This window comes from Microvirga makkahensis, assembly GCF_009830105.1.
Classification (GTDB): domain Bacteria; phylum Pseudomonadota; class Alphaproteobacteria; order Rhizobiales; family Beijerinckiaceae; genus Microvirga; species Microvirga makkahensis.
Map to the genome: position 1 here is coordinate 53,606 of NZ_WURB01000016.1, position 20,174 is coordinate 73,779.

23 protein-coding genes are annotated in these 20,174 nt (G+C 65.4%); 8 read left to right on the forward strand and 15 right to left on the reverse strand.

Annotated features, from left to right (window positions below):
* Position 1 precedes the first annotated feature (1 nt).
* From trmD to GR328_RS18715, 7 genes are all read right to left on the reverse strand, one after another.
* Positions 2-646 carry a tRNA (guanosine(37)-N1)-methyltransferase TrmD gene (gene trmD / locus GR328_RS18685; RefSeq protein WP_246215966.1) on the reverse strand — a complete coding sequence of 215 codons (645 nt, stop codon included), beginning with the start codon at positions 644-646 and terminating at the stop codon, positions 2-4.
* Between the two features lie 35 nt (positions 647-681).
* Positions 682-1,113 (reverse strand): hypothetical protein, encoded by a 432-nt coding sequence (locus tag GR328_RS18690; protein ID WP_160886470.1) that lies wholly within the window; start codon positions 1,111-1,113, stop codon positions 682-684.
* Positions 1,114-1,120: 7 nt separating this feature from the next.
* Positions 1,121-1,837, reverse strand: coding sequence for a ribosome maturation factor RimM (gene rimM, locus GR328_RS18695; RefSeq protein WP_160886472.1), 717 nt, complete (start codon positions 1,835-1,837; stop codon positions 1,121-1,123).
* 5 nt (positions 1,838-1,842) lie between these two features.
* A complete protein-coding gene (gene rpsP, locus GR328_RS18700; protein WP_160886474.1) occupies positions 1,843-2,202 on the reverse strand; it encodes a 30S ribosomal protein S16 in 360 nt (119 codons plus the stop codon).
* A gap of 67 nt (positions 2,203-2,269) precedes the next feature.
* On the reverse strand, positions 2,270-3,823 hold the full coding sequence (gene ffh, locus GR328_RS18705; RefSeq protein WP_160886476.1) for a signal recognition particle protein: 1,554 nt from the start codon (positions 3,821-3,823) through the stop codon (positions 2,270-2,272).
* A 2-nt stretch (positions 3,824-3,825) separates the two neighbouring features.
* Positions 3,826-4,041, reverse strand: coding sequence for a glutathione S-transferase (locus tag GR328_RS18710; protein ID WP_160886478.1), 216 nt, complete (start codon positions 4,039-4,041; stop codon positions 3,826-3,828).
* 372 nt (positions 4,042-4,413) lie between these two features.
* Positions 4,414-5,172, reverse strand: coding sequence for an outer membrane protein (locus GR328_RS18715; protein WP_160886480.1), 759 nt, complete (start codon positions 5,170-5,172; stop codon positions 4,414-4,416).
* Positions 5,173-6,150: 978 nt separating this feature from the next.
* Here GR328_RS18715 and GR328_RS18720 point away from each other — a divergent pair.
* Entirely contained in the window at positions 6,151-6,498 is a 348-nt protein-coding gene (locus GR328_RS18720) for a hypothetical protein (RefSeq protein ID WP_160886482.1), read from the forward strand.
* A gap of 184 nt (positions 6,499-6,682) precedes the next feature.
* The gene (locus GR328_RS18725) at positions 6,683-7,747 is read left to right on the forward strand and encodes an MBL fold metallo-hydrolase (RefSeq protein WP_160886484.1); all 1,065 of its coding nucleotides are present in this window, start codon (positions 6,683-6,685) and stop codon (positions 7,745-7,747) included.
* 132 nt (positions 7,748-7,879) lie between these two features.
* On the opposite strand, the gene GR328_RS18730 is transcribed toward GR328_RS18725, so the two are convergent.
* Positions 7,880-8,620, reverse strand: coding sequence for a GyrI-like domain-containing protein (locus GR328_RS18730; RefSeq protein WP_160886486.1), 741 nt, complete (start codon positions 8,618-8,620; stop codon positions 7,880-7,882).
* Between the two features lie 176 nt (positions 8,621-8,796).
* Between GR328_RS18730 and dapF the strand changes: the two genes are divergently transcribed.
* Both dapF and mtaB read left to right on the forward strand, forming a co-directional pair.
* Positions 8,797-9,681, forward strand: coding sequence for a diaminopimelate epimerase (dapF, locus tag GR328_RS18735; RefSeq protein ID WP_160886488.1), 885 nt, complete (start codon positions 8,797-8,799; stop codon positions 9,679-9,681).
* Positions 9,681-10,934, forward strand: coding sequence for a tRNA (N(6)-L-threonylcarbamoyladenosine(37)-C(2))-methylthiotransferase MtaB (gene mtaB / locus GR328_RS18740; protein WP_160886490.1), 1,254 nt, complete (start codon positions 9,681-9,683; stop codon positions 10,932-10,934). The genes dapF and mtaB overlap by 1 nt, the downstream gene beginning before the upstream one ends.
* A 170-nt stretch (positions 10,935-11,104) precedes the next feature.
* Here mtaB and GR328_RS18745 read toward each other — a convergent pair whose 3' ends face one another.
* On the reverse strand, positions 11,105-11,806 hold the full coding sequence (locus tag GR328_RS18745; protein ID WP_160886492.1) for an RluA family pseudouridine synthase: 702 nt from the start codon (positions 11,804-11,806) through the stop codon (positions 11,105-11,107).
* Between the two features lie 200 nt (positions 11,807-12,006).
* On the opposite strand from GR328_RS18745, the gene ftsY reads away from it, so the two are divergent.
* Together ftsY and GR328_RS18755 are read left to right on the forward strand one after the other, a co-directional pair.
* On the forward strand, positions 12,007-13,368 hold the full coding sequence (gene ftsY / locus GR328_RS18750; RefSeq protein ID WP_160886539.1) for a signal recognition particle-docking protein FtsY: 1,362 nt from the start codon (positions 12,007-12,009) through the stop codon (positions 13,366-13,368).
* Complete coding sequence (locus GR328_RS18755) at positions 13,365-13,961, forward strand: septation protein A (RefSeq protein ID WP_160886494.1); 597 nt, start codon at positions 13,365-13,367, stop codon at positions 13,959-13,961. Before ftsY ends, GR328_RS18755 begins: the two co-directional genes overlap by 4 nt.
* A 113-nt stretch (positions 13,962-14,074) precedes the next feature.
* Here the strand turns inward: GR328_RS18755 and GR328_RS28315 are convergent, their stop codons facing one another.
* Positions 14,075-15,418 carry an adenylate/guanylate cyclase domain-containing protein gene (locus tag GR328_RS28315; protein WP_160886496.1) on the reverse strand — a complete coding sequence of 448 codons (1,344 nt, stop codon included), beginning with the start codon at positions 15,416-15,418 and terminating at the stop codon, positions 14,075-14,077.
* A 106-nt stretch (positions 15,419-15,524) separates the two neighbouring features.
* Between GR328_RS28315 and GR328_RS18765 the strand changes: the two genes are divergently transcribed.
* Positions 15,525-16,001 (forward strand): YaiI/YqxD family protein, encoded by a 477-nt coding sequence (locus tag GR328_RS18765; protein WP_160886498.1) that lies wholly within the window; start codon positions 15,525-15,527, stop codon positions 15,999-16,001.
* Here the strand turns inward: GR328_RS18765 and GR328_RS18770 are convergent.
* From GR328_RS18770 to GR328_RS18780, 3 genes are read right to left on the reverse strand one after another with little or no spacing between them, the layout of a single operon-like run.
* Entirely contained in the window at positions 15,979-16,557 is a 579-nt protein-coding gene (locus GR328_RS18770; RefSeq protein ID WP_160886500.1) for a DsbE family thiol:disulfide interchange protein, read from the reverse strand. The two genes, GR328_RS18765 and GR328_RS18770, sit on opposite strands and share 23 nt — an antisense overlap.
* Positions 16,550-16,705, reverse strand: a complete 156-nt coding sequence (gene ccmD / locus GR328_RS18775; protein WP_160886502.1) for a heme exporter protein CcmD — start codon at positions 16,703-16,705, stop codon at positions 16,550-16,552. The genes GR328_RS18770 and ccmD overlap by 8 nt, the downstream gene beginning before the upstream one ends.
* On the reverse strand, positions 16,705-17,445 hold the full coding sequence (locus tag GR328_RS18780) for a heme ABC transporter permease (RefSeq protein WP_160886541.1): 741 nt from the start codon (positions 17,443-17,445) through the stop codon (positions 16,705-16,707). Before GR328_RS18780 ends, ccmD begins: the two co-directional genes overlap by 1 nt.
* 387 nt (positions 17,446-17,832) lie before the next feature.
* Between GR328_RS18780 and GR328_RS18785 the strand changes: the two genes are divergently transcribed.
* Positions 17,833-18,825, forward strand: a complete 993-nt coding sequence (locus GR328_RS18785; RefSeq protein WP_160886504.1) for a M23 family metallopeptidase — start codon at positions 17,833-17,835, stop codon at positions 18,823-18,825.
* On the opposite strand, the gene ccmB is transcribed toward GR328_RS18785, so the two are convergent.
* The gene (ccmB, locus tag GR328_RS18790; protein WP_160886506.1) at positions 18,826-19,494 is read right to left on the reverse strand and encodes a heme exporter protein CcmB; all 669 of its coding nucleotides are present in this window, start codon (positions 19,492-19,494) and stop codon (positions 18,826-18,828) included.
* Entirely contained in the window at positions 19,491-20,117 is a 627-nt protein-coding gene (gene ccmA / locus GR328_RS18795; RefSeq protein WP_160886508.1) for a heme ABC exporter ATP-binding protein CcmA, read from the reverse strand. The genes ccmB and ccmA overlap by 4 nt, the downstream gene beginning before the upstream one ends.
* Between the last annotated feature and the right edge of the window lie 57 nt (positions 20,118-20,174).

Sequence of the window (20,174 nt, forward strand, 5' to 3'; positions counted from 1 at the left end):
GCTACCGCTCCAGCAGATCGGGCCGCCTCTCGCGGGTAATGCGCTCGGATTCCTCGCGCCGCCAGCGCTCAATGGCGGCGTGGTTGCCGGAGAGCAGCACCTCGGGAATGGCGCGGCCTTCCCATTCGCGGGGCCGCGTATAATGCGGATATTCGAGGCGGTTCGATTCGAAGCTCTCCTCGGTGCCGGAGGCCTCCTTGCCCATGACGCCGGGGAGCAGGCGCACGCAAGAATCGAGCACGATCATCGCCGCCATCTCGCCGCCCGAGAGCACGTAATCGCCGATGGAGACTTCCCGGAGCCCCCTCGCCTCGATCACGCGCTCGTCGACGCCTTCGAAGCGTCCGCAGACGATCACGATTCCGGGACCGGCCGCGAGTTCGCGCACGGAGGATTGCGTGAGCGGCTTGCCGCGTGGGCTCATGAGGAGTTTCGGGCGCGGATCATCGGCGGGAACGGCGGCGTCGATGGCGTTGGCCAGCACATCGCAGCGGATCACCATGCCCGGCCCGCCGCCGGCGGGCGTATCGTCCACGGCGCGGTGACGGCCGAGGCCGTGATCGCGGATGTTCTTGGCCTCCAACGACCACACGCCGCGCGCGAGCGCATCGCCGGAGAGCGACAGGCCGAGGGGGCCCGGAAACATTTCGGGATAGAGGGTGAGGACGGTGGCGGCGAAGGTCACGAAGCAAGTCTCTTTACTTGAAGTCCCCGCCGCAATCGGCGCGGGATCCATTTGGGACGGCGCCTCAATGGTCCGGGCGAGACCGTCGCCCGCCACCGCTCCGAATCGTAGAAGGAAAAGGAGACCGTGCGAGGGCCTTCTATGCGCAGGTCGTGCAGATGGCCGGTCGCATAGGCGTGCACGATGGACTTCACATCAAGAACGATTTTTTCTGAAGAGAGAAGCACAATATTCAAGCCCTCCTCGTAGGGGCAATCGTCCACGGAGAAGACGAGATAAGCTCCGTTCGAAGCCCGAAAGACCGCCTCGAGCGATGCCCCGGGCAGCCATTGATCCATGACCTCGCCCTCCAAGTCGATCTGCATGACCGGCTGCTGACCGGTCCTAACGAGCCGCTGGACGAGGCGGGTATCGGCGAGACGTTCCATGGCCCCACTACGCTTCGTCCTCGCGACCGGGCTCGGGCTTGCCGATTTCAAAGAAATCGTCGGGAAGCGCAGCGACCACGCGCTTCCCGACAATGTCGACGACCGGCACGAAAGCCTTCGTGAAGGGAAGAAGCGCGGTCGGGCCCTTTCGCGCGGGCGCGATTTCGAGCAGATCGCCGCCGCCATAATTGGGCACGCCCACGATGGTGCCGATGACCTCGCCCGCTTCGTCGTGAACGGAAAGGCCGATGAGATCGGCGAGCAGAAATTCGTCTTCCTCGTCGGGCGGCGGGAGCTTGCCGCGCTCCACGTAGAGCTGCACGCGGTTGAGCGCCTCGGATGCCTCGCGCGTGGTCACGCCGTCGACGATGGCGATCAGAAGATCGGGAGCGCCTCCGGGGGCGGGGCGGACATTCTTGAGGGTATAGGTTTTGCCGTTCGTCGCGATGAGCGGCTCGTAATCGGCGATCGCCTGCGGATCGCCCGTATGGGATTTCAGCCGCACCTCGCCTTTCAGGCCATGGGCGCGACCGAACTCGCCCACGAGGACGAGATCGTCCCGCATGAACGCGGGGGGAGCCTCCTGCCTCTGGCGAGGAGGAGATTTGGATGAGGGTGTGGTCGCGCCCTTCGACAGGCTGACGCCAGCCCCCCCACCCCTGTCCTTTTCCGGACCGGAAAAGGAAGAAGTGGAGCGCTGAGTGAAGCGCTCCTTCTTCGTCATAATGCTTACGCAGCCTCGCCTTCGCCGGCAGCGGCCGCGGCAGCCTTGGCCTCGGCGCGCTCCTGGGCCTTCTTGCCAGGCACCGCCTTCTGCGGGTTGTTGCGGGCCGAACGCTTCAGGAGGCCGGCGGCGTCGAGGAAGCGCAGGACGCGGTCGGTCGGCTGGGCGCCCTTGGCGAGCCAGGCCTGGATCTTCTCGGCCTCGAGAACGACGCGGGTGGCGTCATCCTTCGGCTTCATCGGATCGTAGGTGCCCACCTTCTCGATGAAGCGGCCATCGCGCGGGGAGCGCGAGTCGGCCACGACGATGCGGTAGTAGGGACGCTTCTTCGCACCACCGCGGGTGAGACGGATCTTCAGGGACATTGGGTAACTCCTTCTCGTGTCCTGTGATCAACCTTGTGTCGCTCCGAACCAGTCGGAGCGACGAAACCTATTTCTTCTTCCCGAACGGGAAATTGCCGAGACCGGGAAGCCCCGGCATCTTCGGGCCGCCGCCGAGACCCGGCAGACCTGGGACTCCCTTCGGCATGGGCGGAAGGGCGCCGCCCGCGCCGCCGGGGAAATCGGGGAGCTTGCCGCCCATCTGCTTCTGCAGCGCCTCGATCTGCTCGGGCGTCGGCTGGGGCATGCCGCCACCGCCGATGCCGAACATTTTTCCAAGCGCGCCCGCCATGCCCTTGGCCTTGCCGCCGCCCATCATCTTCATGACATCGGCCATCTGGCGGTGCATCTTGAGCAGCTTGTTGATGTCCTCGACCTTCACGCCGGAACCCGCCGCGATACGCTTCTTGCGCGAGGCCTTGAGGATGTCCGGGTTGCGGCGTTCGGCGGGGGTCATGGAATCGATGATGGCGCGCTGGCGCTTGATGACCTTGTCGTCGAGATTGGCGTTCTCGAGCTGCGACTTCATCTTGGCGATGCCCGGCAGCATGCCGAGCATGCCCCCGATGCCGCCGATCTTTTCCATCTGTGCGAGCTGATCGCGCAGGTCCTCGAGGTCGAACTTGCCCTTGCGCATCTTCTCGGCCATGCGCTGGGCTTTTTCGGCATCGAAATTCTCGGCGGCCTTCTCCACGAGGGAGACGATGTCGCCCATGCCGAGAATGCGGTTGGCGACACGCGAGGGGTGGAACTCCTCCAGCGCATCGACCTTTTCGCCCGTACCGATGAGCTTGATCGGCTTGCCGGTCACGGCGCGCATGGAGAGCGCCGCACCGCCGCGGGCGTCGCCGTCCATTCTCGTCAGCACGATGCCGGTGACGCCGAGGCGCTGATCGAAAGCGCGGGCGGTGTTGACCGCATCCTGGCCGGTGAGCGCGTCCGCGACGAGCAGGACCTCGTGCGGGTTGGTGGCGGCGCGCACTTCGGCGGCTTCCGCCATGAGAGCCTCATCCACGGTCACGCGGCCCGCCGTGTCGAGCATCACCACGTCGTAACCGCCAAGCCGCGCGGCCTCCATGGCGCGCCGCGCGATCTGCGCCGCCGACTGGCCTGCCACGATGGGAAGCGTGTCGACGCCCACCTGTCGGCCGAGCACCGCGAGCTGCTCCATGGCGGCAGGTCTACGCGTATCGAGCGAGGCCATGAGCACCTTGCGGTTCTCGCGATCCTTCAGGCGCCGGGCGATCTTGGCCGTAGTCGTCGTCTTGCCGGAACCCTGGAGGCCGACCATGAGGATGCCGACGGGCGGAACCGCGTTGAGGCTGATCACCTCCGCGTCCGCCCCCAGCATCTCCACGAGCTGGTCGTGAACGATCTTTACCACCTGCTGACCAGGCGAGACCGACTTGATGACTTCGGCGCCGACAGCGCGGGCGCGCACCTTGTCCGTGAAGGAGCGCACAACTTCCAGTGCCACGTCGGCTTCGAGCAGCGCGCGGCGGACCTCACGCAGAGCTGCGTTCACATCCTCCTCGGTCAGCGCGCCGCGGCGCGTGAGGGAGTTGAGGATGTTGGAAAGTCGATCGGAAAGGCCTTCGAACATGATCAATCAATTCCTTTTGCGATGAGGGGTACATCGCGATCCGCAATGGCCTTTTCAAAGTGATTGATTGCCGCTTCGAACTTGTCGCGGCAACCGGGATTGCAGAAGCCGACCACCTCGCCGCGATAGAGGGTGAGTGAATCCGCCGCGATCGGCTTTCCCGACCACGGGCAGGTCTCGTTGACCGCGTTCTCGATATGCAATGTCGTGTCGGCCATCGCCTCGTCCACTCACCGCCAGACCCAAAGAGAAACGCGCCCGAGGGCGCATCGCGCTGTCGGACGTTGACCTCCAGCCTCTCGGGCTGGTCGGCGGCTCAAAGGGGCTCGCTCTACAGATTTGCGTCCAGGCGATAGAGGAAAGACGGCATCAAGTCAAGGAAAGGTGCTGTCGCACAGAGGTTTAGAGATGAGGCTGGCTTAGGCCCGGCCCGAGTTTGGGCCAGGGGACGGACCTCGCGGGCAGGTCATGGCTGCCTACAGGCGGGTTCGCCGCGGCTCCCGAAGGGGCTCGCCAGGACCAGATGGCGGCAAGAGCTTCGCGCATCCCCAAAGCCTCACGCCTGCCTCAAGCCCCGCTCTGCGACGCTCTCATCTGAAACTGTACCGAACCCCCAGCCGCACCTCGTGCGCGCCGATGGAATCGGCGCCGAGTCCGTCTCCGTTGCCGTAGGAGCGCGTCCTCACGCCGCCGAGGCTGACATAGCGGTAGCCGAGATCGAGCGAGAAGTTCGATGACAGCCGGTACCCGACGCCGGCCATGAGGGCCCAGGCGAGATCGAAATCGTCGCCGCCGGCCAAACGCTCCACGGTTTCAATCCCTGTAGCCCTGTCATAGGTCGTCAGCGTGTGATCGGAGAGGATGTTGTGCGCTATCCCGATGCCCGCACCGACATAGGGCGTGAGGCCCATGATGGGCCTGAAATCCAGGTAACCGTTCAGCATGAGCGTCGATGTCTGGAACGAACCTTCACCCGTGACAGTCGCCGTGGCGAGGGTCGGCGCAGGCGCGACACCCTTGAAGCGGGCCTGGAAGGTGTGGCCCAGCGTTACGTCTGCCCGGACAACGGGATTGAAGCGGTAGCCCAGACCGGCACCGAGGACGACGGCGTGACTCATGCTCTCGCGGGTGGGGCTGCTCGTGAGAGATCGAGTGGTGAAGTCCGCATCCGGCCGCTTGTAATCGACATAGCCGATTTCGCCCCGCAGGTACCAGCCGAGGGAACTCTCTCGCCTGCCCCATGTCACGGGCGCCGAAGGCAGCATGGCTTGGGTGATGTCGGCAGCTATGGCGGCCGAACCTATGGTCGCGTAAAGGCCGGCCAAGGCCGTGGTCTTGATCAGTCTCATCGAAGCTCTTCCCTACCCAGCGTGTGACACTCACCGCCTTAAGGCGATCGGTAATGTTATGATGTCGCGAATGCGTAAAGAGAACGTTAAGCCTGAATGTTCCTGAAGCCCGCTGCCAAAGCGGACCGGCGCGATCCCGAGATTTCATCCTTTGCGCAAGACCTTTTCACCATATGTCCGAACGTCCTTTTCGCGAGCGGTCGGCTTCGACACTCTGGTTTCCGAATCGGTCCCACGGCCCTGTCGCGTCTCTTCCGGAGGATGATCGGCCAAACTCGCGGGCTGATGCGGCAGCCGGCCGTCCACATGTGAACGATATTGCTTCGAGGCAATATGCGTATGCATTATTGCAAATTGCGAGCTGCAGGCAGGCTTGATCTCGTTAGGGAAAGCCTTCCTTGGGCTCCGCCTGGGATCTAGCAAGAAAATTTCCTTATTGAACTTGTAAGCCGCTGTTAAACGGAAGCAATTTTCCACGATCCCCTGTATCTGGTTTTAAACTCCCACACGCTGAGACTTAATCTGGAATTTTCGTTACAATATTTCGAGATCCAGCGTGTTGAACCACCGCAGGCGCATTCCCGATTCCAGGGTGCGATTGCAGGAACGGATGATTTGTTTTCCCCCCGGAGATGTTGCAACAATATTTCCAGAAAGTAGTGCAGACCCATCCATAGGGCCATGCGTATGACGCGGTCCCGGTGCTCAAGTCTGCTTTCCATGAGCGAATTGCGATTGCAACGATGCACAAGCATTGGAGAAGGCCATGCGTATAGGTCACGCCGCATCTGGTCCGTCCCGCCAAGCCGGGGCAGCCCCTGCGCACGCCGCTCGATGCGGCCAAGCCCAGCAACGATGCGGAATTCTTCCTGCTCGGGAACCTGGAGGTCAGCGGCGACATGCGCCGCCGCTTCATCGAGGGAACGGGCGTCGTCGGGCCCTACGGCCATATCGTCGAACTGAAGCCGGAGCAGAGAAATGCCCCTAAGAAGATCGTCAAGCGCTAAGGTCGCCCTCACCGCCTGCGCAGGGCTCCTGCCCCTGCTCGCTCTCGGCGCCTGCGCGGATTACGTGAAGCACAGGGATACGATCACGTCCTCCGCCGGGGATGCGATAGCGCACAACAAGGTCGTGCATATCGACGATCCCTGGCCGCGCGGCTCGGGGGATACCCGCGTCACGGGCAATGGCCAGCGCGTGGACAAGGTGACGAAGCGCTATCTCAGCGGTCCCGGCGCTACCCCGGCCCGTTCTCCGATCTCGATATCCGTCACGCCTCCCCCGCCCAACGCGTCCAACCCGGAAAGCTCGCCTCCGGCACAATAAGACTCCATGCTGAAGCTGGCAGGATCGCTTCGCCGAAGCGGTTCTGCCTTCGAGACTTGAATGATCGCCAGGGCAGCCTAAGCTCAGAACGGATCCCATCGCCCGGGACGCGATCGTTGCTTCCATGACGGAGATGCCGGTCGAACCGATGCCGTTGGCCCACGCTTCCCGCCCGAAGGTCTCCATGAACCGCCGCACTCTCTTGAAAACCCTGAGCGCTCCCGCCCTGGCCGCGACCGGCCTCTTCGGCTGGATGACGGCCGCGCGCGCCAGGAACCCCTATTATCAGGGGCCCGTCACCGATCATTTCGACGGGGTGCGGTTCTTCTCGCCCAACCAGCCGCAGGACAAGGGATTCGCCGAATTGCTGCGCTGGCAGCTCGGCGGCGGCCGAAAGGAGTGGCCGGAGAGCTACCCGAGCCCTTTCCAGGACAAGCCCCCGACCGAGGTGCCAGGACTGCGCACGGCGCTGATCGGCCATGCCTCCTTCCTGATCCAGGTCGCGGGGCTCAACCTCCTCGTCGATCCGGTCTTCTCGGAACGGGCGAGCCCGGTTTCCTTCTCGGGTCCGAAGCGGGTCAACCCGCCCGGAATCGCCTTTCGGGATCTCCCGCCCATCCATGCGGTGCTGATCACGCACAACCATTACGATCATCTCGATATCGAGGCTCTGGCAGGCCTCTGGCAGCATCACCGCCCCCGCTTCGTCGCGCCGCTCGGCAACGATGCGGTGATCCGGGCCGCGCACCCGGAGATTCCTGTGGAGACGCGGGATTGGGGCGGATCGGCCGATCTCGGCCACGGGGTCACCGCGCATCTGGAGCCCGCCTATCACTGGTCCGCGCGCGGCATCAACGACCGCCGCATGGCGCTCTGGTGCGCCTTTGTGCTCACCACGCCCGAAGGAGCGATCTACCATGTCGGGGACACGGGCTTCGGCGACGGCAGGATCTTCCATGCGGTGCGCGAACGCTTCGGCCGGATACGCCTTGCCCATCTGCCCATCGGCGCCTACGAGCCGCGCTGGTTCATGCAGGCGCAGCACATGAACCCGGAGGATGCGGTGAAGGCGTTCCGAATCATCGCGCCGGAGCAGGCGCTCGGCCATCATTGGGGCACGTTCCGCCTCACCAACGAGGGCGTCGAAGAGCCGCCGCAGGAACTGGCGGCGGCCTTGCAGGCGGCGGAGATCCCTCCGGAGCGCTTCAGGGCGTTGAGACCGGGGGAGGCATGGACTCCCTCAGGATGAGAATTGGCTCAGTCAGGTGGCACGGGCCCTGCGGGCGACGGGCTTCCTGCCGAGGGTCATGATCAGCAGTCTCAGGGCCGAAACGCCCTCGTCGAGCGTTGATCGGGGTTCCGGCGAGATCGAAAGGAGCGGTCAGCGCTTCGGCTGAACGTAGATGTTCACCTCGAAATCGGTGTCCTGCGAATCCGTGAACTCGCTCACATATTCCTCGATGAAGGCGTCCTCGGCGACGATTTCCTTGATGTCGAGATAGGCCGTGATCGTCTCGTAGGTGCCGTCGATCTCGTCGTAGGCATCCTTGTGCACGAAGCGGAGCGCCTTGCCCTCCGGCGTCTTGCCGAACTTGATGTCCGGCGTGAGCTCGGACTTGCCCTCCGGTACCTGCGCGACCGGGATCATCGTCTCGTATTTGAAGCCGTTGTCGTCCGTGTCCACGAAGATCGTCAGCGGGCGCCCCGCCGGAGGGATGCCGGCCTTCTTCAACTCGGCCTCGAGCTTGGCGACGGCGTTCTTGAGGTTGGTGAAGGCCTCGTCCCAGGTGCTGATGCCGGACAGAACGGCAGCGGGCTTGGCGGTGAGGACGCCTTCCTCGATGCCCGTGGGATCGCTCGGGTTGGGGAAAAGCGTCGTGCGGGCAGCCTCCTGCGCAGGTGCGGGCGCTGCGGGAGCCGCCGGAGCCGGGGCAGGCTGGGCCGTCGCAGGCTGCTGCGGCTGAGCCGGCGCCTCCGGAGGGGACGTCGAGGGCTCGGACGAGGCCGGAGCCGCCGGCGCGGGGTCGGCCGGAGACGGGCCGGGGGTCTGCGGCGCCTGCGCCAGAGACACGCTCGAGCAGAGGGCAAGCACAAGAACGATATGGGAGGAGCGCAGCCGCATGGGAGAGTGCCTCAAGCCTCGAATCACGAAGGGATCAGAAGCCGGAGCATAGGGAGGTTTTGATCCCGTCGCGAGGGACTCCGGAGGCTCCTGTGGAGGACGGATGGTAGCAGACTCGCGTCCCCCTCTCGCGGTTTTCCGAGTTTTCAGCCATATACGGCCTCATGAGCGTCCCAATGAGCCCCCTTGCGAACCACCGCTTCCTGAAGATGAACGGTCTCGGCAACGAGATCGCCGTGCTGGACCTGCGCGGCTCGCCCCACGTGGTGAGCGCGGCGGAGGCGCGCGCCATCGCGGCCGATCCCCTCTCGCGCTTCGACCAACTGATGGTGCTGCACGATCCGGTCTCCCCCGGCACGGACGCCTACATGCGCATCTACAACACGGACGGTTCGGAATCCGGCGCCTGCGGCAACGGCACCCGCTGCGTTGCCTGGGCCATGCTGAGCGATCCGGTTATGAGCCGCCCGGCGCGCGATACGCTGGTGCTCGAAACCAAGGCCGGGCTGCTGCCGGTGACGCCGGTTACCGACACGGTGTTCACCGTCGACATGGGTTCGCCGCGCCTCGATTGGAACGAAATTCCCCTGCGCGACCCCTATCCGGATACCCGGGTCATCGCGACCGACACGTATCTGCCGGAGGCACCCGAGCTCCAGAACCCGTCGGCCGTCGGCATGGGCAATCCGCACGCCATCTTCTGGGTGAAGGACGCCGCCGCTTACGACCTTGCCGCCATCGGCCCGAAGCTGGAGCACGATCCCGTTTTCCCCGAGCGGGCCAACATCTCCTTCGCTCAGGTCGAAAGCCCCGACCATGTGATCCTGCGGGTGTGGGAGCGCGGTGCGGGCGCCACCCGCGCCTGCGGCTCGGCCGCCTGCGCAACCCTGGTGGCGGGAGCCCGCAAGGGACTGACGGGCCGCAAGGCCACGATCACGCTTCCCGGCGGCGATCTCGTGATCGAATGGCGCGAGAGCGACGACCACGTGCTCATGACCGGCGCGACGGAGCTGGAGCAAGAGGGCTTCCTCTCGCCTGCCCTCTTTGCGGGAGCCGCGTGATGAGCGTCGAAGTCGTCACATTCGGATGCCGCCTCAACACCTACGAGTCGGAGGCCATGCAGCGCCACGCGGAAGAGGCTGGGCTCGGCGAGGTCGTCATCGTCAACACCTGCGCGGTGACCTCCGAGGCGACGCGCCAGGCGCGCCAGTCGATCCGCAAGATCGCGCGCGAAAAGCCCGATGCGCGCATCGTCGTGACGGGCTGCGCGGCGCAGGTCGAACCGGAAACCTTCGCCTCCATGCCGGAGGTTTCCCAAGTCATCGGCAACCACGAGAAGATGAAGGCCGAGACGTGGGGGGCCATGCGCGATTTCGGCGTGGGCGCCACGGAAAAGGTTCTCGTCAACGACATCATGGCGGTGAAGGAAACCGCCGTGCACCTCATCGACGGCATGCGCGGGCGAACCCGCGCCTTCGTGCAGGTGCAGAACGGCTGCGATCATCGCTGCACTTTCTGCATCATCCCTTATGGCCGCGGCAATTCCCGCTCCGTGCCCATGGGCGCGGTGGTAAGCCAGGTGCGGACCCTCGTGGAGCACGGCTCGCGGGAAGTGGTGCTCACCGGGGTCGACATCACGAGCTACGGCAAGGACCTGCCGGGCGAGCCGAAGCTCGGCACGATGGTCAAGAGCCTTTTGCGCCACGTGCCGGAGCTGGAACGCCTTCGCATCTCCTCCATCGATTCGGTGGAGGCTGATGATGATCTCCTCGACGCAATCGCCAACGAGAGCCGCCTGATGCCACATCTGCATCTCTCATTGCAGGCGGGCGACGACATGATCCTGAAGCGCATGAAGCGCCGTCACCTGCGAAACGATGCCATCGCCTTCTGCGAGCAGGTGAAACGGCTTCGTCCCGACATGGTGTTCGGCGCGGACATCATCGCGGGCTTCCCGACGGAGACGGAAGAGATGTTCGCCCGCTCCCTCGACATCGTCGACGAGTGCAATCTCACGCATCTCCACGTCTTCCCCTTCTCACCGCGCCCCGGCACCCCCGCTGCGCGCATGCCGCAGGTAGCGCGCGACATCGTGAAGGACCGCGCGCGCCGCTTGCGCAAGAAAGGCGAGGCCGCGCTCGTCAAGCATCTCTCGGAGGAAGTGGGCGCGAAGCGCAACGTGCTGATCGAGACAGGCCGGCTCGGCCGCACGGAAGGCTTTACGCTGGTGCGCTTTTCGGGCGAGGTGACGCCCGGAGAGATCGTGCCGGTCACCATCGCCGGCCATGACGGCAAGGAATTGCTGGCGGCGTGACCTTGAACGTAGCGCGCCTGGCGCTTACGGCCCCCATTCCCTCCTCTCGTCACGGCCTCCCGCGTCATGGCCCGGCCATGACGAACGGACACGCGCGACGCTTCGGTGAAGCGTCATCGCCGGCACGGGGCCGGTGATGACGCGAGAGAGGGGGATGACGAGAGTATGCCTCATCCCAGCTCGGCCGCGCCGCCCGGAACGACGCCGCACGCGGCTACCCGCTCGCGCATGTGTTCGGGCACCGGCGCCTCCACGAGGATCGGCGGCTTCTTCAGGTAAAGCGGCACGCTCACGCTGCGGGCATGGAGATGCAGGCCCGGACCATGAAACCGCGGAGCGGAGCCGTAGATGGGATCGCCCAGGATCGGGAAGCCCATGGCCGCGCAATGGACGCGCAGCTGGTGGGTGCGGCCGGTGACGGGGCAGAGCTCGACGAGAGTGAGACCTTCCGCACGGCCGAGCACCCGCCATTTCGTCAGCGAAGGCTGCCCCTTCGGGTCCACCTTCATCCACCAGCCGCGATCCGGCGATTTCGGTGCGAGCGGAAGGTCGATCTCGCCCTCCTCCGCTTCCGGTCCGCCCTCGACCACGGCCCAATAGAGCTTGTCGACCTCACCCTTGCGAAAAAGCTCGTTGAGGCGGGCGACGGCCTTCGGGTGACGGCCCAGGATCAGGCAGCCCGAGGTGTCCTTGTCGAGGCGGTGCGCTACTTCCGGACGGCGGGGCAGCCCGAAGCGCAGGGAATCGAGGTGATGAAACAAGGTCTCCCCACCCTTGGGGCCGGGATGCACCGGCAAGCCGGCAGGTTTGTCGATCACGAGCATCAGGGCATCGCGATAGAGCAATCGGGACACTATCTCTTCTGCTTTCATGGTGCCTCGGCTAGAGCATCGGACCCGAAAGTGGAACCCACTTTTGGGACTGATCCGATGTTCGAGCCTCGCGCAGGCGCATCGTTCGGAGCGGACCCGTAGAGCCGCGCCGGTGAAAACTGGATCCACTTTTCCGCTCGATGCGCTATGGAGGCATCGACGTGAAATCAAGCACACGCGTTGACGAGGCAAAGCACAGCATGGCCGAGAACAAGCCCGGTTTCTTCTCCCGTCTCTTCGGGCGCAAGGCCGAAACCCAGCCCGAGCCTGCGTCGCAAACGCCGCAGGCCGGAGGCGAGCCGGAGGCCATGCCCTCCCCGCCCGCGACCGGTGCGGACGATCTGGCAGCGGCTCCCTCCACGGTGACCACCGCCTCGCCCGATACGCCGGAGGCGCGCAAGACGCCTGCCGAACTCGCGGGAGCCGACCTGCAGCCGGTGGAGACGGTCGACCCCGAAGGCGGCAACCCGAGGGAGCCGATCCCGCGTATCGAGACAGAGAGTGGCCCCGAGCCGCGCCCGGACATGGCGGAGGCTGACAAGCCGACCCCGGAGGCCCTCGAGCCCGAGCCTGTTCTCGAGCGCGAGCCTGTCGTTGAGGCCCGGCCGGCTCCCGAGATGACAGCCCCGGCGGAGAAGCGCGGCTGGTGGCAACGCCTGACGGAGGGCATGCGCCGCACCTCCTCGTCCCTGTCCGAGAGCGTCACCGGGCTCTTCACGAAGCGCAAGCTGGACGATGCTACCCTTCAGGATCTGGAGGATGCGCTGATCCAGGCCGATCTCGGCGTGCCCACCGCCATGCGGATCACCGAGGCGATCTCGGCCGGGCGCTACAACAAGGAGATCTCCCCACAGGAGGTGCGCAGCATTCTCGCCAGCGAAGTCGAGAAGACCTTGCAGCCCGTGGCTCGGGCGCTTCAGATCGACCGCGCGAAAAAGCCCTTCGTGATCCTCATGGTCGGCGTGAACGGGGCTGGCAAGACCACCACCATCGGCAAGCTGAGCCAGAAGTTCCGGCAACAGGGCCTCAAGGTGATGCTGGCGGCGGGCGATACCTTCCGCGCCGCCGCCATCGAGCAGCTCAAGGTTTGGGGCGAGCGGGTCGGCGCGCCGGTTCTCGCCCGCGAGCAGGGCGCTGACGCGGCCGGTCTCGCCTTCGACGCTCTTCAGGAGGCCAAGGCCAACGACACGGACGTGCTGCTCATCGACACGGCCGGCCGCCTCCAGAACAAGGCCGGGCTCATGGCGGAGCTTGAGAAGATCGTACGCGTGATCAAGAAGTTCGACGAAAGCGCGCCCCATGCCACGCTCCTCGTGCTCGACGCCACCGTGGGTCAGAACGCGATGAGCCAGGTCGAGCTGTTCCAGAAGGTGGCGGGCGTGACGGGCCTCGTGATGACCAAGCTCGACGGCACGGCCCGCGGCGGCATCCTGGTGGCGCTCGCCGCCAAGTTCGGCCTGCCGGTCCACTTCATCGGCGTCGGTGAAGGGGTGGAGGACCTGGAGCCTTTCACCGCAGGGGATTTCGCAAAAGCCATTGCCGGGATAGAAGCAAATCCATGACCGACCAAAAGCGCCTTCCGCCTCTTCTCAAGCTTGCCCTCGAACTCGGGCCGCTCGCCCTCTTCTTCGTCGCTAACGCCTATGCGGACCGGTTCGGCTTCGCGGAAGGCCAGCGGATCTTCGCGGCGACCGCCCTTTTCATCGGCGCGACGGTCCTGGCCCTTACCGTCTCCTATGGCCTCCTGCGCAAGCTGCCGATCATGCCGATGGTCTCAGGCGTGGTGGTGGTGGTGTTCGGCGGGCTCACGCTCTTCCTGCAGGACGAGACCTTCATCAAGCTCAAGCCCACCATCGTGAATACGATGTTCGGCGCGATCCTTCTGGGCGGCCTCTATTTCCGCAAGCCCCTGCTCGAGATCGTTCTCGACAGCGTGTTCGAGCTGACCGAGGAAGGCTGGCGCAAGCTCACCCTTCGCTGGGCGCTCTTCTTCTTCGCGCTCGCCGCACTCAACGAGATCGTCTGGCGCACCCAGACCACGGATTTTTGGGTGAGCTTCAAGGTTTTCGGCATCATGCCGCTCACCATCGCCTTCGCCCTCGCGCAGACGCCGCTGCTGTTGCGTCACGAGGTGAAGAAGACCGAGGAAGTCTGATTTTCCTGTCGCCACCGGCCTCGTGCCGGCAATCCCGATCATCTGAAGCGCCGCGCCTTCCCGGTCGGGGACCGGGACGAGACCGGCCATGACGAGCGCGGGTGCGGCGATCCTCATCCGGCCGGCTTCATCAGAACCACGCTGCGGGTGACGCCGGGCAAGGGCTCGCACGCCACCTCGATCCAGGAGCCCTCCTCGCCCGCTTCCCGCACCGTCTCCGCCGAGGCCAGCATCTCGCAGCCGACGCTCTTGGTGGCCTGCTCGATGCGCGAGGCGATGTTTACCGTCTCGCCCACCACCGTGAATTCAAGGCGGCTTTCGTCCCCCACCACGCCGCAGAAGACCTCGCCCGTGTGAATGCCGATGCCGATGCGCACGGGCGGATCGAAACGGCGCTTGGCGTTCCAGCGCGCAATGAGCCGAAGCAGCGTTCGGCCGCAATCGAGTGCGCGCTTCGCATCGTCGTCGCCCGCGCCCGGCACGCCGAAGAGGATGAGCGCGCCGTCTCCGGTGAACTTGTCGATGACGCCGCCGTGGCGGCTCGCGGCCCTCAGGACCCGGCGGCGGAACGAAGTGATGAAAATGGCGAGCTGGGCGGGATCCATGGTCTCGCCGAAATGGGTGGAGGCGCGCATGTCCATGAAGAGAACCGTGACGCGGGCGCGCCGTCCCCGCCTCAAGGACGCGAAGGCCTGCTCGGTGAGAACGGGCGCGAGCTCGCGCGGCAGATAGCGGGTGAGATTGACGCGCATGGTGGTCTCCCGCACCGTCCGCTCCAGCAGAATGCGCCCCTGGCGCGCGACGAGGATGAGGATCAGCGCCAGCGACAGGATCATGGAGAGACGCACCAGATTGGCCTGATCGGAAAACACGGCGTTGATCTGGGACAGATCCTCCCGCCGCTCGTCGGGGGTCAGGGCCTCGCCGCCGAAGGCGAGAAACGACAGGCCGACCACGTAGATGAGCGCAACCATCACCTGAAGGCGCGGCTGATAGTGAATGGCCACCGCGGCAAGCGTGATGGGCACGACCCAGACCACGGGAAACACTGCAAAGAGCCCGCCGGGCACGCCCAACCCCCAATGGCTGTAGGCGAGATTTCCAAGGATCAGGAGCGCATCGAGCACCGCCGTGAAGACAGGAAGCCTGTCCACCGCCATGCGCTTCGAGGCCAGCCAGGCGCCTCCCCATCCGAGAGCGCCGAAGAGAGCCAGCGTCACCTCCGCCGCCGCGATCTGCTTGGTTGCCATGGGATTGACGGGCTGGACGCCGTGGGCCGCCAGCAGCACCGCGATGAACAGGATTCCCGCCACGACGATGCGGACCATTCCGGCCCGCTGGAGCGCGCCCGTATCCGCCTCGCGGATCAGGCGGGTCGTGGCATCGCTCGATTCCCAGACCCTGCGCCTTCTGCGGAGGGAGCTCCAGACCGATCGGATGGGCGAGGAATGGTCCACGGGGTTCTTTTCGTTTGGGCTTCGGTCTATCAACGGCAAGAGCCTGGCGGACAGCATTGTCCGTCAATTCAGGCCAAAGCATGCCCGCTGAAGGAATAAATGGCTCATGACCGAGACCTCTCAAGCCATCGTGATCTATGTGGATGCCGATGCCTGCCCGGTGAAGAACGAGGTCTACAGGGTGGCCGAGCGCCACCGGGTGAAGGTCTTCGTGGTGGCGAACGCTTTCCTGATGGTGCCGCAAAGCCCGTTGATCGAGCGCGTGGTGGTGAGTTCGGGATTCGACGCGGCGGATGATTGGATCGCCGAGCGGGCGCGGCGCGGCGCCGTGGTGATCACCGCCGACATTCCGCTGGCCCATCGCTGCGTGGGCGCGGGCGCGGACGTGATCGGCCCCACCGGAAAACCCTTCACGGAAGCCTCCATCGGCATGGCGCTCGCAACCCGCAACCTGATGGAGGACCTGCGCGCCATGGGCGATGCGAGCGGCGGCCCGAAACCGTTTTCGCAGAAGGACCGCTCGGCCTTTCTCTCGGCTCTGGACGTCGCGATCAACCGCCTCAAGCGCGCGGGATTTGCCTGAGGCGCTCCTTGAAGGCTTCCAAATTGTCCGGGGTCAGCGGACCGATATGCTTGTGGCGGATCGTGCCGTCGGGACCCACGATGAAGGTTTCCGGCACTCCGTAGACTCCCCAGTCGATGGAGGCGCGGCCGTTCGGATCGACTCCGACGGCACTGAAGGGATTGCCGAGAGCGCCGAGAAAGCGGCGGGCATTGTCCGGATCGTCCTTCTGGTTGATGCCCACCAGCCGCACGGACGGGTCCTTGGCCAGTTCCATGAGAAGCGGGTGCTCCTGGCGGCAGGGGGCGCACCAGGACGCCCAGACGTTCACGATGGTGATGCGGCCCTTCAGATCCTCGTTGGAAAAGCCCGGCACGGGCTTGCCGTCGGCCGTGAGGCCCTCGAGCGGCGCGAGATCGAAAGTGGGAACCGGCTTGTTGAGCAATGCCGAGGGAAGCTGGGACGGGTCTCTGCCGGGCATGAGGCCAGGAATGAACAATCCGGCCACGATGGCCAGGAAAATGACCAGGGGCAGGATGAAGATCAGCCGCGAGCGCGGCGCAGTTGCCTCAGCCACGGCGGGACCTCCGGCTGACGCCGCGGGATTCGAGCTCGGCGAGCGCGCGCACCTGCGCGCGATGATCGATCACGGCGCGCACGATCAGGCCTGCGATCACCAGCGCCGTCAACACATAGGAAGTGACGATGAAGAAGGTGTGCGTCATCAGGCGGCCCGGGCGTCGAGGCGCTCGGCCTCGAGGAGGTTGAGTGTGCGCACGCGGCGGCGCAGGATTTCCGTGCGGATGCCCGACAGATGCAGCGCCACGCCCATGAGGGTGAAGGCGACGGCCATGACGAGCAGTGGCACGAGCATGGAGGTGTGGATCGTCGGCCCCCCGAGGCGGAACACGGAAGCCGGCTGATGGAGCGTGTTCCACCAGTCGACGGAGAACTTCACGATGGGCACGTTCACGGCGCCCACGAGGGTGAGGATGGATACGGCGCGCGCAGCACGATTCGGCTCCTCGATGGCGCGCCAGAGGGCCAGAATGCCGAGATAGACGAGCAGCATCACCAGCATGGAGGTGAGGCGCGCATCCCATTGCCAGTAGGTGCCCCACATGGGCTTGCCCCAGAGCGAGCCGGTGACGAGGCAGATGAACGTGAAAGCCGCCCCGATGGGCGCCGCCGCCTTCTGCGACACGTCCGCGAGCGGATGCCGCCACACGAGGGTGCCGAGCGCCGACGAGGCCATGATCATGTAGAAGAACAGGGACAGCCATGCGGCAGGCACGTGGATATACATGATCTTGACCGTCTCACCCTGCTGGTAGTCGGCGGGCGCGACGAACCAGACGAGATAGAGGCCAATGCCGAAAAGAAGCACGGCCAAGCCCGCCATCCAGGGCAGAAGGGTGCCGCTGAGGGTCATGAAGCGCGTCGGATTGGCAAGCTCACGGATCATATGCACGATGTAGCGGCCTTGCATCGCGCCTGCAACGAGACAAAGCACGCGTCGAATAACGATTTCGCCAGGATGACCGATCTTTAAGCGCCGGGGACCGCTCCGGCAATCCGGTTCGTCCGTGCGTCCAGGGTGCAAGCATCGCGCCCGGCACGCCCTCCCCCCGCCATGGCCGGGACAGCCCCGGTCATCCCGATCCGAAAACTGCAGTGCCTGATGGTAGCGGGATCACCGGCACGAGGCCGGTGATGGCGGAGGAGAGGATAGGGATGGCGAGGTATATCGGGGAGACGAGGCGGATGCTTCCTCCTGCCGGAACGAGCCGATCATGCCTTTCATTCGGCATGGAACGAGCTATGGTTTCGCATCCGTGTTGCGGAGCACGCCATGCGCCTTCCAGTCTTCAGCCTCATCGCCCTCGGTCTCTCCGGGACAGCCCATGGGCAGGAGATTTCCTTTCGCCTGCCGGTTGCCTGCGACATCGGGCGCACCTGCTTCATCCAGCATTACGTGGACCACGATCCGACCCCGGAAGCCCGCGACCACCAATGCGGGACGCTCACCTATGACGGGCATGATGGCATCGATATCCGAGTGCCGACCATGGCGGCGCAACGGGCGGGCGTTGATGTGGTGGCGGCCGCTGACGGCAGGGTCCTGCGCACGCGCGACGGCATGGAGGATATCTCCGTTGCGGGGAGAGGCCGGGTCACCGTCGAGAACCTCGAATGTGGCAATGGAGCCGTGGTCGATCACGGCAACGGCTGGCAGAGCCAGTACTGCCACATGGCCAAGGGCAGCCTTCGCGTGAAGCCTGGCGACGCGGTGAAGGCAGGCGACAAGATCGGGCAGGTTGGCCTCTCCGGTGCGACCGAATTTCCGCATCTGCATTTCACCGTCCGCAAGGACGGACAGGTGGTCGATCCGTTCACGTCTGGCCCGGCGACCCAGGCGTGCGGCATGAAGCCCCCGGCCTCGCTTTGGGAGCCACTCACGCTGCAAAATCTCGGCTATCAGGCAGGCAGCGTGCTGAACAAGGGCTTCGCCCCCGGTCCGGTCACCATGAAGGCGATCGAATCGGGAGCGGCCGAGCAGGATGTCCCGACGGCGAAATCCCCGGCCCTCGTAGCCTTCGTGCGCGCCATCGGCCTGAAGGGAGGCGATGTGCAGATTCTCACCCTGTTCAACCCGGACGGGCAGCCGGTGGCCCGGAACGAAGCTCCGCCTCTCGACCGCGACAAGGCGCAATGGATGATGTTTGCGGGGTTGAAGCAGCCCCGGGGCGGCTTCCGCCCGGGCCTGTACCGCGCGGTCTACCGCGTGGTGCGGGAGGGCAGTCCTGTCATCGAGCAGGCGTTTGGAATCACCCTGAAGCCCTGATTACTCCCCCGACCGCAGGGCCGCCGCCGCTCCCACCGTGCCCACCACGGCCGAGATCAGCGACAGCGCAATGAGAATGAGAAAGGGCGTCGCGAAGGGAATCGTGCCGCCCAAGGCCGCGTTCGCCGCCGAGACCCCGAAGATCAAGGTCGGGATCATGAAGGGCAACACCAGGATCGCAAGGATCAGTCCACCGCGCCGGAGCGAGGCGGTGAGCGCTGCTCCCACCGCGCCGATGAAGGTGAGCGCGGGCGTGCCCGCGAGCAGGGTCGCCACCATGGCGAGCATGCCCTCGGGCGAGAGCGCCACCAGCAGGCCGAAGAGCGGCGTGGCGATGGCAAGCGGCAGGCCGGTCGTCAGCCAATAGGCGGTGACCTTGGCGAGCACGATCATCTCGAGCGGCGCGGGGGAAAGGCGAAGCAATTCGAGGGAGCCGTCCTCCTGATCCGCCTGGAACAGCCGGTCGAGGCCGATCAGGGTCGCCAGCAGGGCCGCGATCCATAGGATCGCCGGGCCGATCCGCGACAGGAGGTTGAGGTCGGGCCCGAGGGCGAAGGGAATCAGCGTCACGATCATCAGGAAGAAGATGAGCCCCATGACCCCCGATCCGCCCACGCGGGCGGCGAGCTTCAGGTCGCGAACCAGAAGCGCACGAAAGGAGCGAATCACGACATGTCTCCCTCGGCGCGCAGCCGCGAGCGCTCGATCCGGAGCTCCTTCGCCTGTGACAGGAACAGGGGCGAATGGGTGGTGGCGGCGATCATGCCGCCCGCCGACCGGTGAGTCTCCAGGAGCCCGCGCAGGATTTCCTGCGAGGCGGCATCAAGCGCCGAAGTCGGCTCGTCGAGGAGCCAGAGCGGGCGATGCGCCACGAGGAGACGGGCGAGCGCCACGCGGTGCCGCTGCCCCGCCGAGAGATAGGCGACCGGCAGGCGGGCTGCATGGGCGAGCCCCACCGCCTCCAGGGCTTCGGCAGAGGACAGGGCGGGATTCCCCAGGAAGTCCCTCGCGAAGTCCAGGTTCTCCCGGGCCGTCAATGCGCTCTTGAGGGCATCCCGGTGGCCCACGTAGTGCAGGCACTCGGCAAGGCTCCGCTCCCCCGCTCCTTCCCAGATGATCTTGCCGCCTACCGGATGGAGCCGCCCGGCGAGCATCTCCAGCAGGCTCGATTTCCCGGCGCCGTTGCGGCCGGTGATCACGAGGGCCTCGCCTGACAGAAGGATGAAGGACACGCCCTCGAAGATCCGGCGGCCGCCCCGGTCGCAGGCCAAATTGTTAACGCTCAGACGCAAACCTTGCCCCAAACTTGAACCCCTGCCCTCATTGCACCCCAGAACCGTTCTAAACCG

What these genes read in the sequence shown, in the direction of transcription:
- trmD (WP_246215966.1), bottom strand. Translation starts at nt 646, where the DNA reads ATGTTTCCGGGCCCCCTCGGCCTGTCGCTCTCCGGCGATGCGCTCGCG.
- GR328_RS18690 (WP_160886470.1), bottom strand. Translation starts at nt 1,113, where the DNA reads ATGGAACGTCTCGCCGATACCCGCCTCGTCCAGCGGCTCGTTAGGACC.
- rimM (WP_160886472.1), bottom strand. Translation starts at nt 1,837, where the DNA reads ATGACGAAGAAGGAGCGCTTCACTCAGCGCTCCACTTCTTCCTTTTCC.
- rpsP (WP_160886474.1), bottom strand. Translation starts at nt 2,202, where the DNA reads ATGTCCCTGAAGATCCGTCTCACCCGCGGTGGTGCGAAGAAGCGTCCC.
- ffh (WP_160886476.1), bottom strand. Translation starts at nt 3,823, where the DNA reads ATGTTCGAAGGCCTTTCCGATCGACTTTCCAACATCCTCAACTCCCTC.
- GR328_RS18710 (WP_160886478.1), bottom strand. Translation starts at nt 4,041, where the DNA reads ATGGCCGACACGACATTGCATATCGAGAACGCGGTCAACGAGACCTGC.
- GR328_RS18715 (WP_160886480.1), bottom strand. Translation starts at nt 5,172, where the DNA reads ATGAGACTGATCAAGACCACGGCCTTGGCCGGCCTTTACGCGACCATA.
- GR328_RS18720 (WP_160886482.1), top strand. Translation starts at nt 6,151, where the DNA reads ATGCCCCTAAGAAGATCGTCAAGCGCTAAGGTCGCCCTCACCGCCTGC.
- GR328_RS18725 (WP_160886484.1), top strand. Translation starts at nt 6,683, where the DNA reads ATGAACCGCCGCACTCTCTTGAAAACCCTGAGCGCTCCCGCCCTGGCC.
- GR328_RS18730 (WP_160886486.1), bottom strand. Translation starts at nt 8,620, where the DNA reads ATGCGGCTGCGCTCCTCCCATATCGTTCTTGTGCTTGCCCTCTGCTCG.
- dapF (WP_160886488.1), top strand. Translation starts at nt 8,797, where the DNA reads ATGAGCCCCCTTGCGAACCACCGCTTCCTGAAGATGAACGGTCTCGGC.
- mtaB (WP_160886490.1), top strand. Translation starts at nt 9,681, where the DNA reads ATGAGCGTCGAAGTCGTCACATTCGGATGCCGCCTCAACACCTACGAG.
- GR328_RS18745 (WP_160886492.1), bottom strand. Translation starts at nt 11,806, where the DNA reads ATGAAAGCAGAAGAGATAGTGTCCCGATTGCTCTATCGCGATGCCCTG.
- ftsY (WP_160886539.1), top strand. Translation starts at nt 12,007, where the DNA reads ATGGCCGAGAACAAGCCCGGTTTCTTCTCCCGTCTCTTCGGGCGCAAG.
- GR328_RS18755 (WP_160886494.1), top strand. Translation starts at nt 13,365, where the DNA reads ATGACCGACCAAAAGCGCCTTCCGCCTCTTCTCAAGCTTGCCCTCGAA.
- GR328_RS18765 (WP_160886498.1), top strand. Translation starts at nt 15,525, where the DNA reads ATGACCGAGACCTCTCAAGCCATCGTGATCTATGTGGATGCCGATGCC.
- ccmD (WP_160886502.1), bottom strand. Translation starts at nt 16,705, where the DNA reads ATGACGCACACCTTCTTCATCGTCACTTCCTATGTGTTGACGGCGCTG.
- GR328_RS18780 (WP_160886541.1), bottom strand. Translation starts at nt 17,445, where the DNA reads ATGATCCGTGAGCTTGCCAATCCGACGCGCTTCATGACCCTCAGCGGC.
- GR328_RS18785 (WP_160886504.1), top strand. Translation starts at nt 17,833, where the DNA reads ATGCGCCTTCCAGTCTTCAGCCTCATCGCCCTCGGTCTCTCCGGGACA.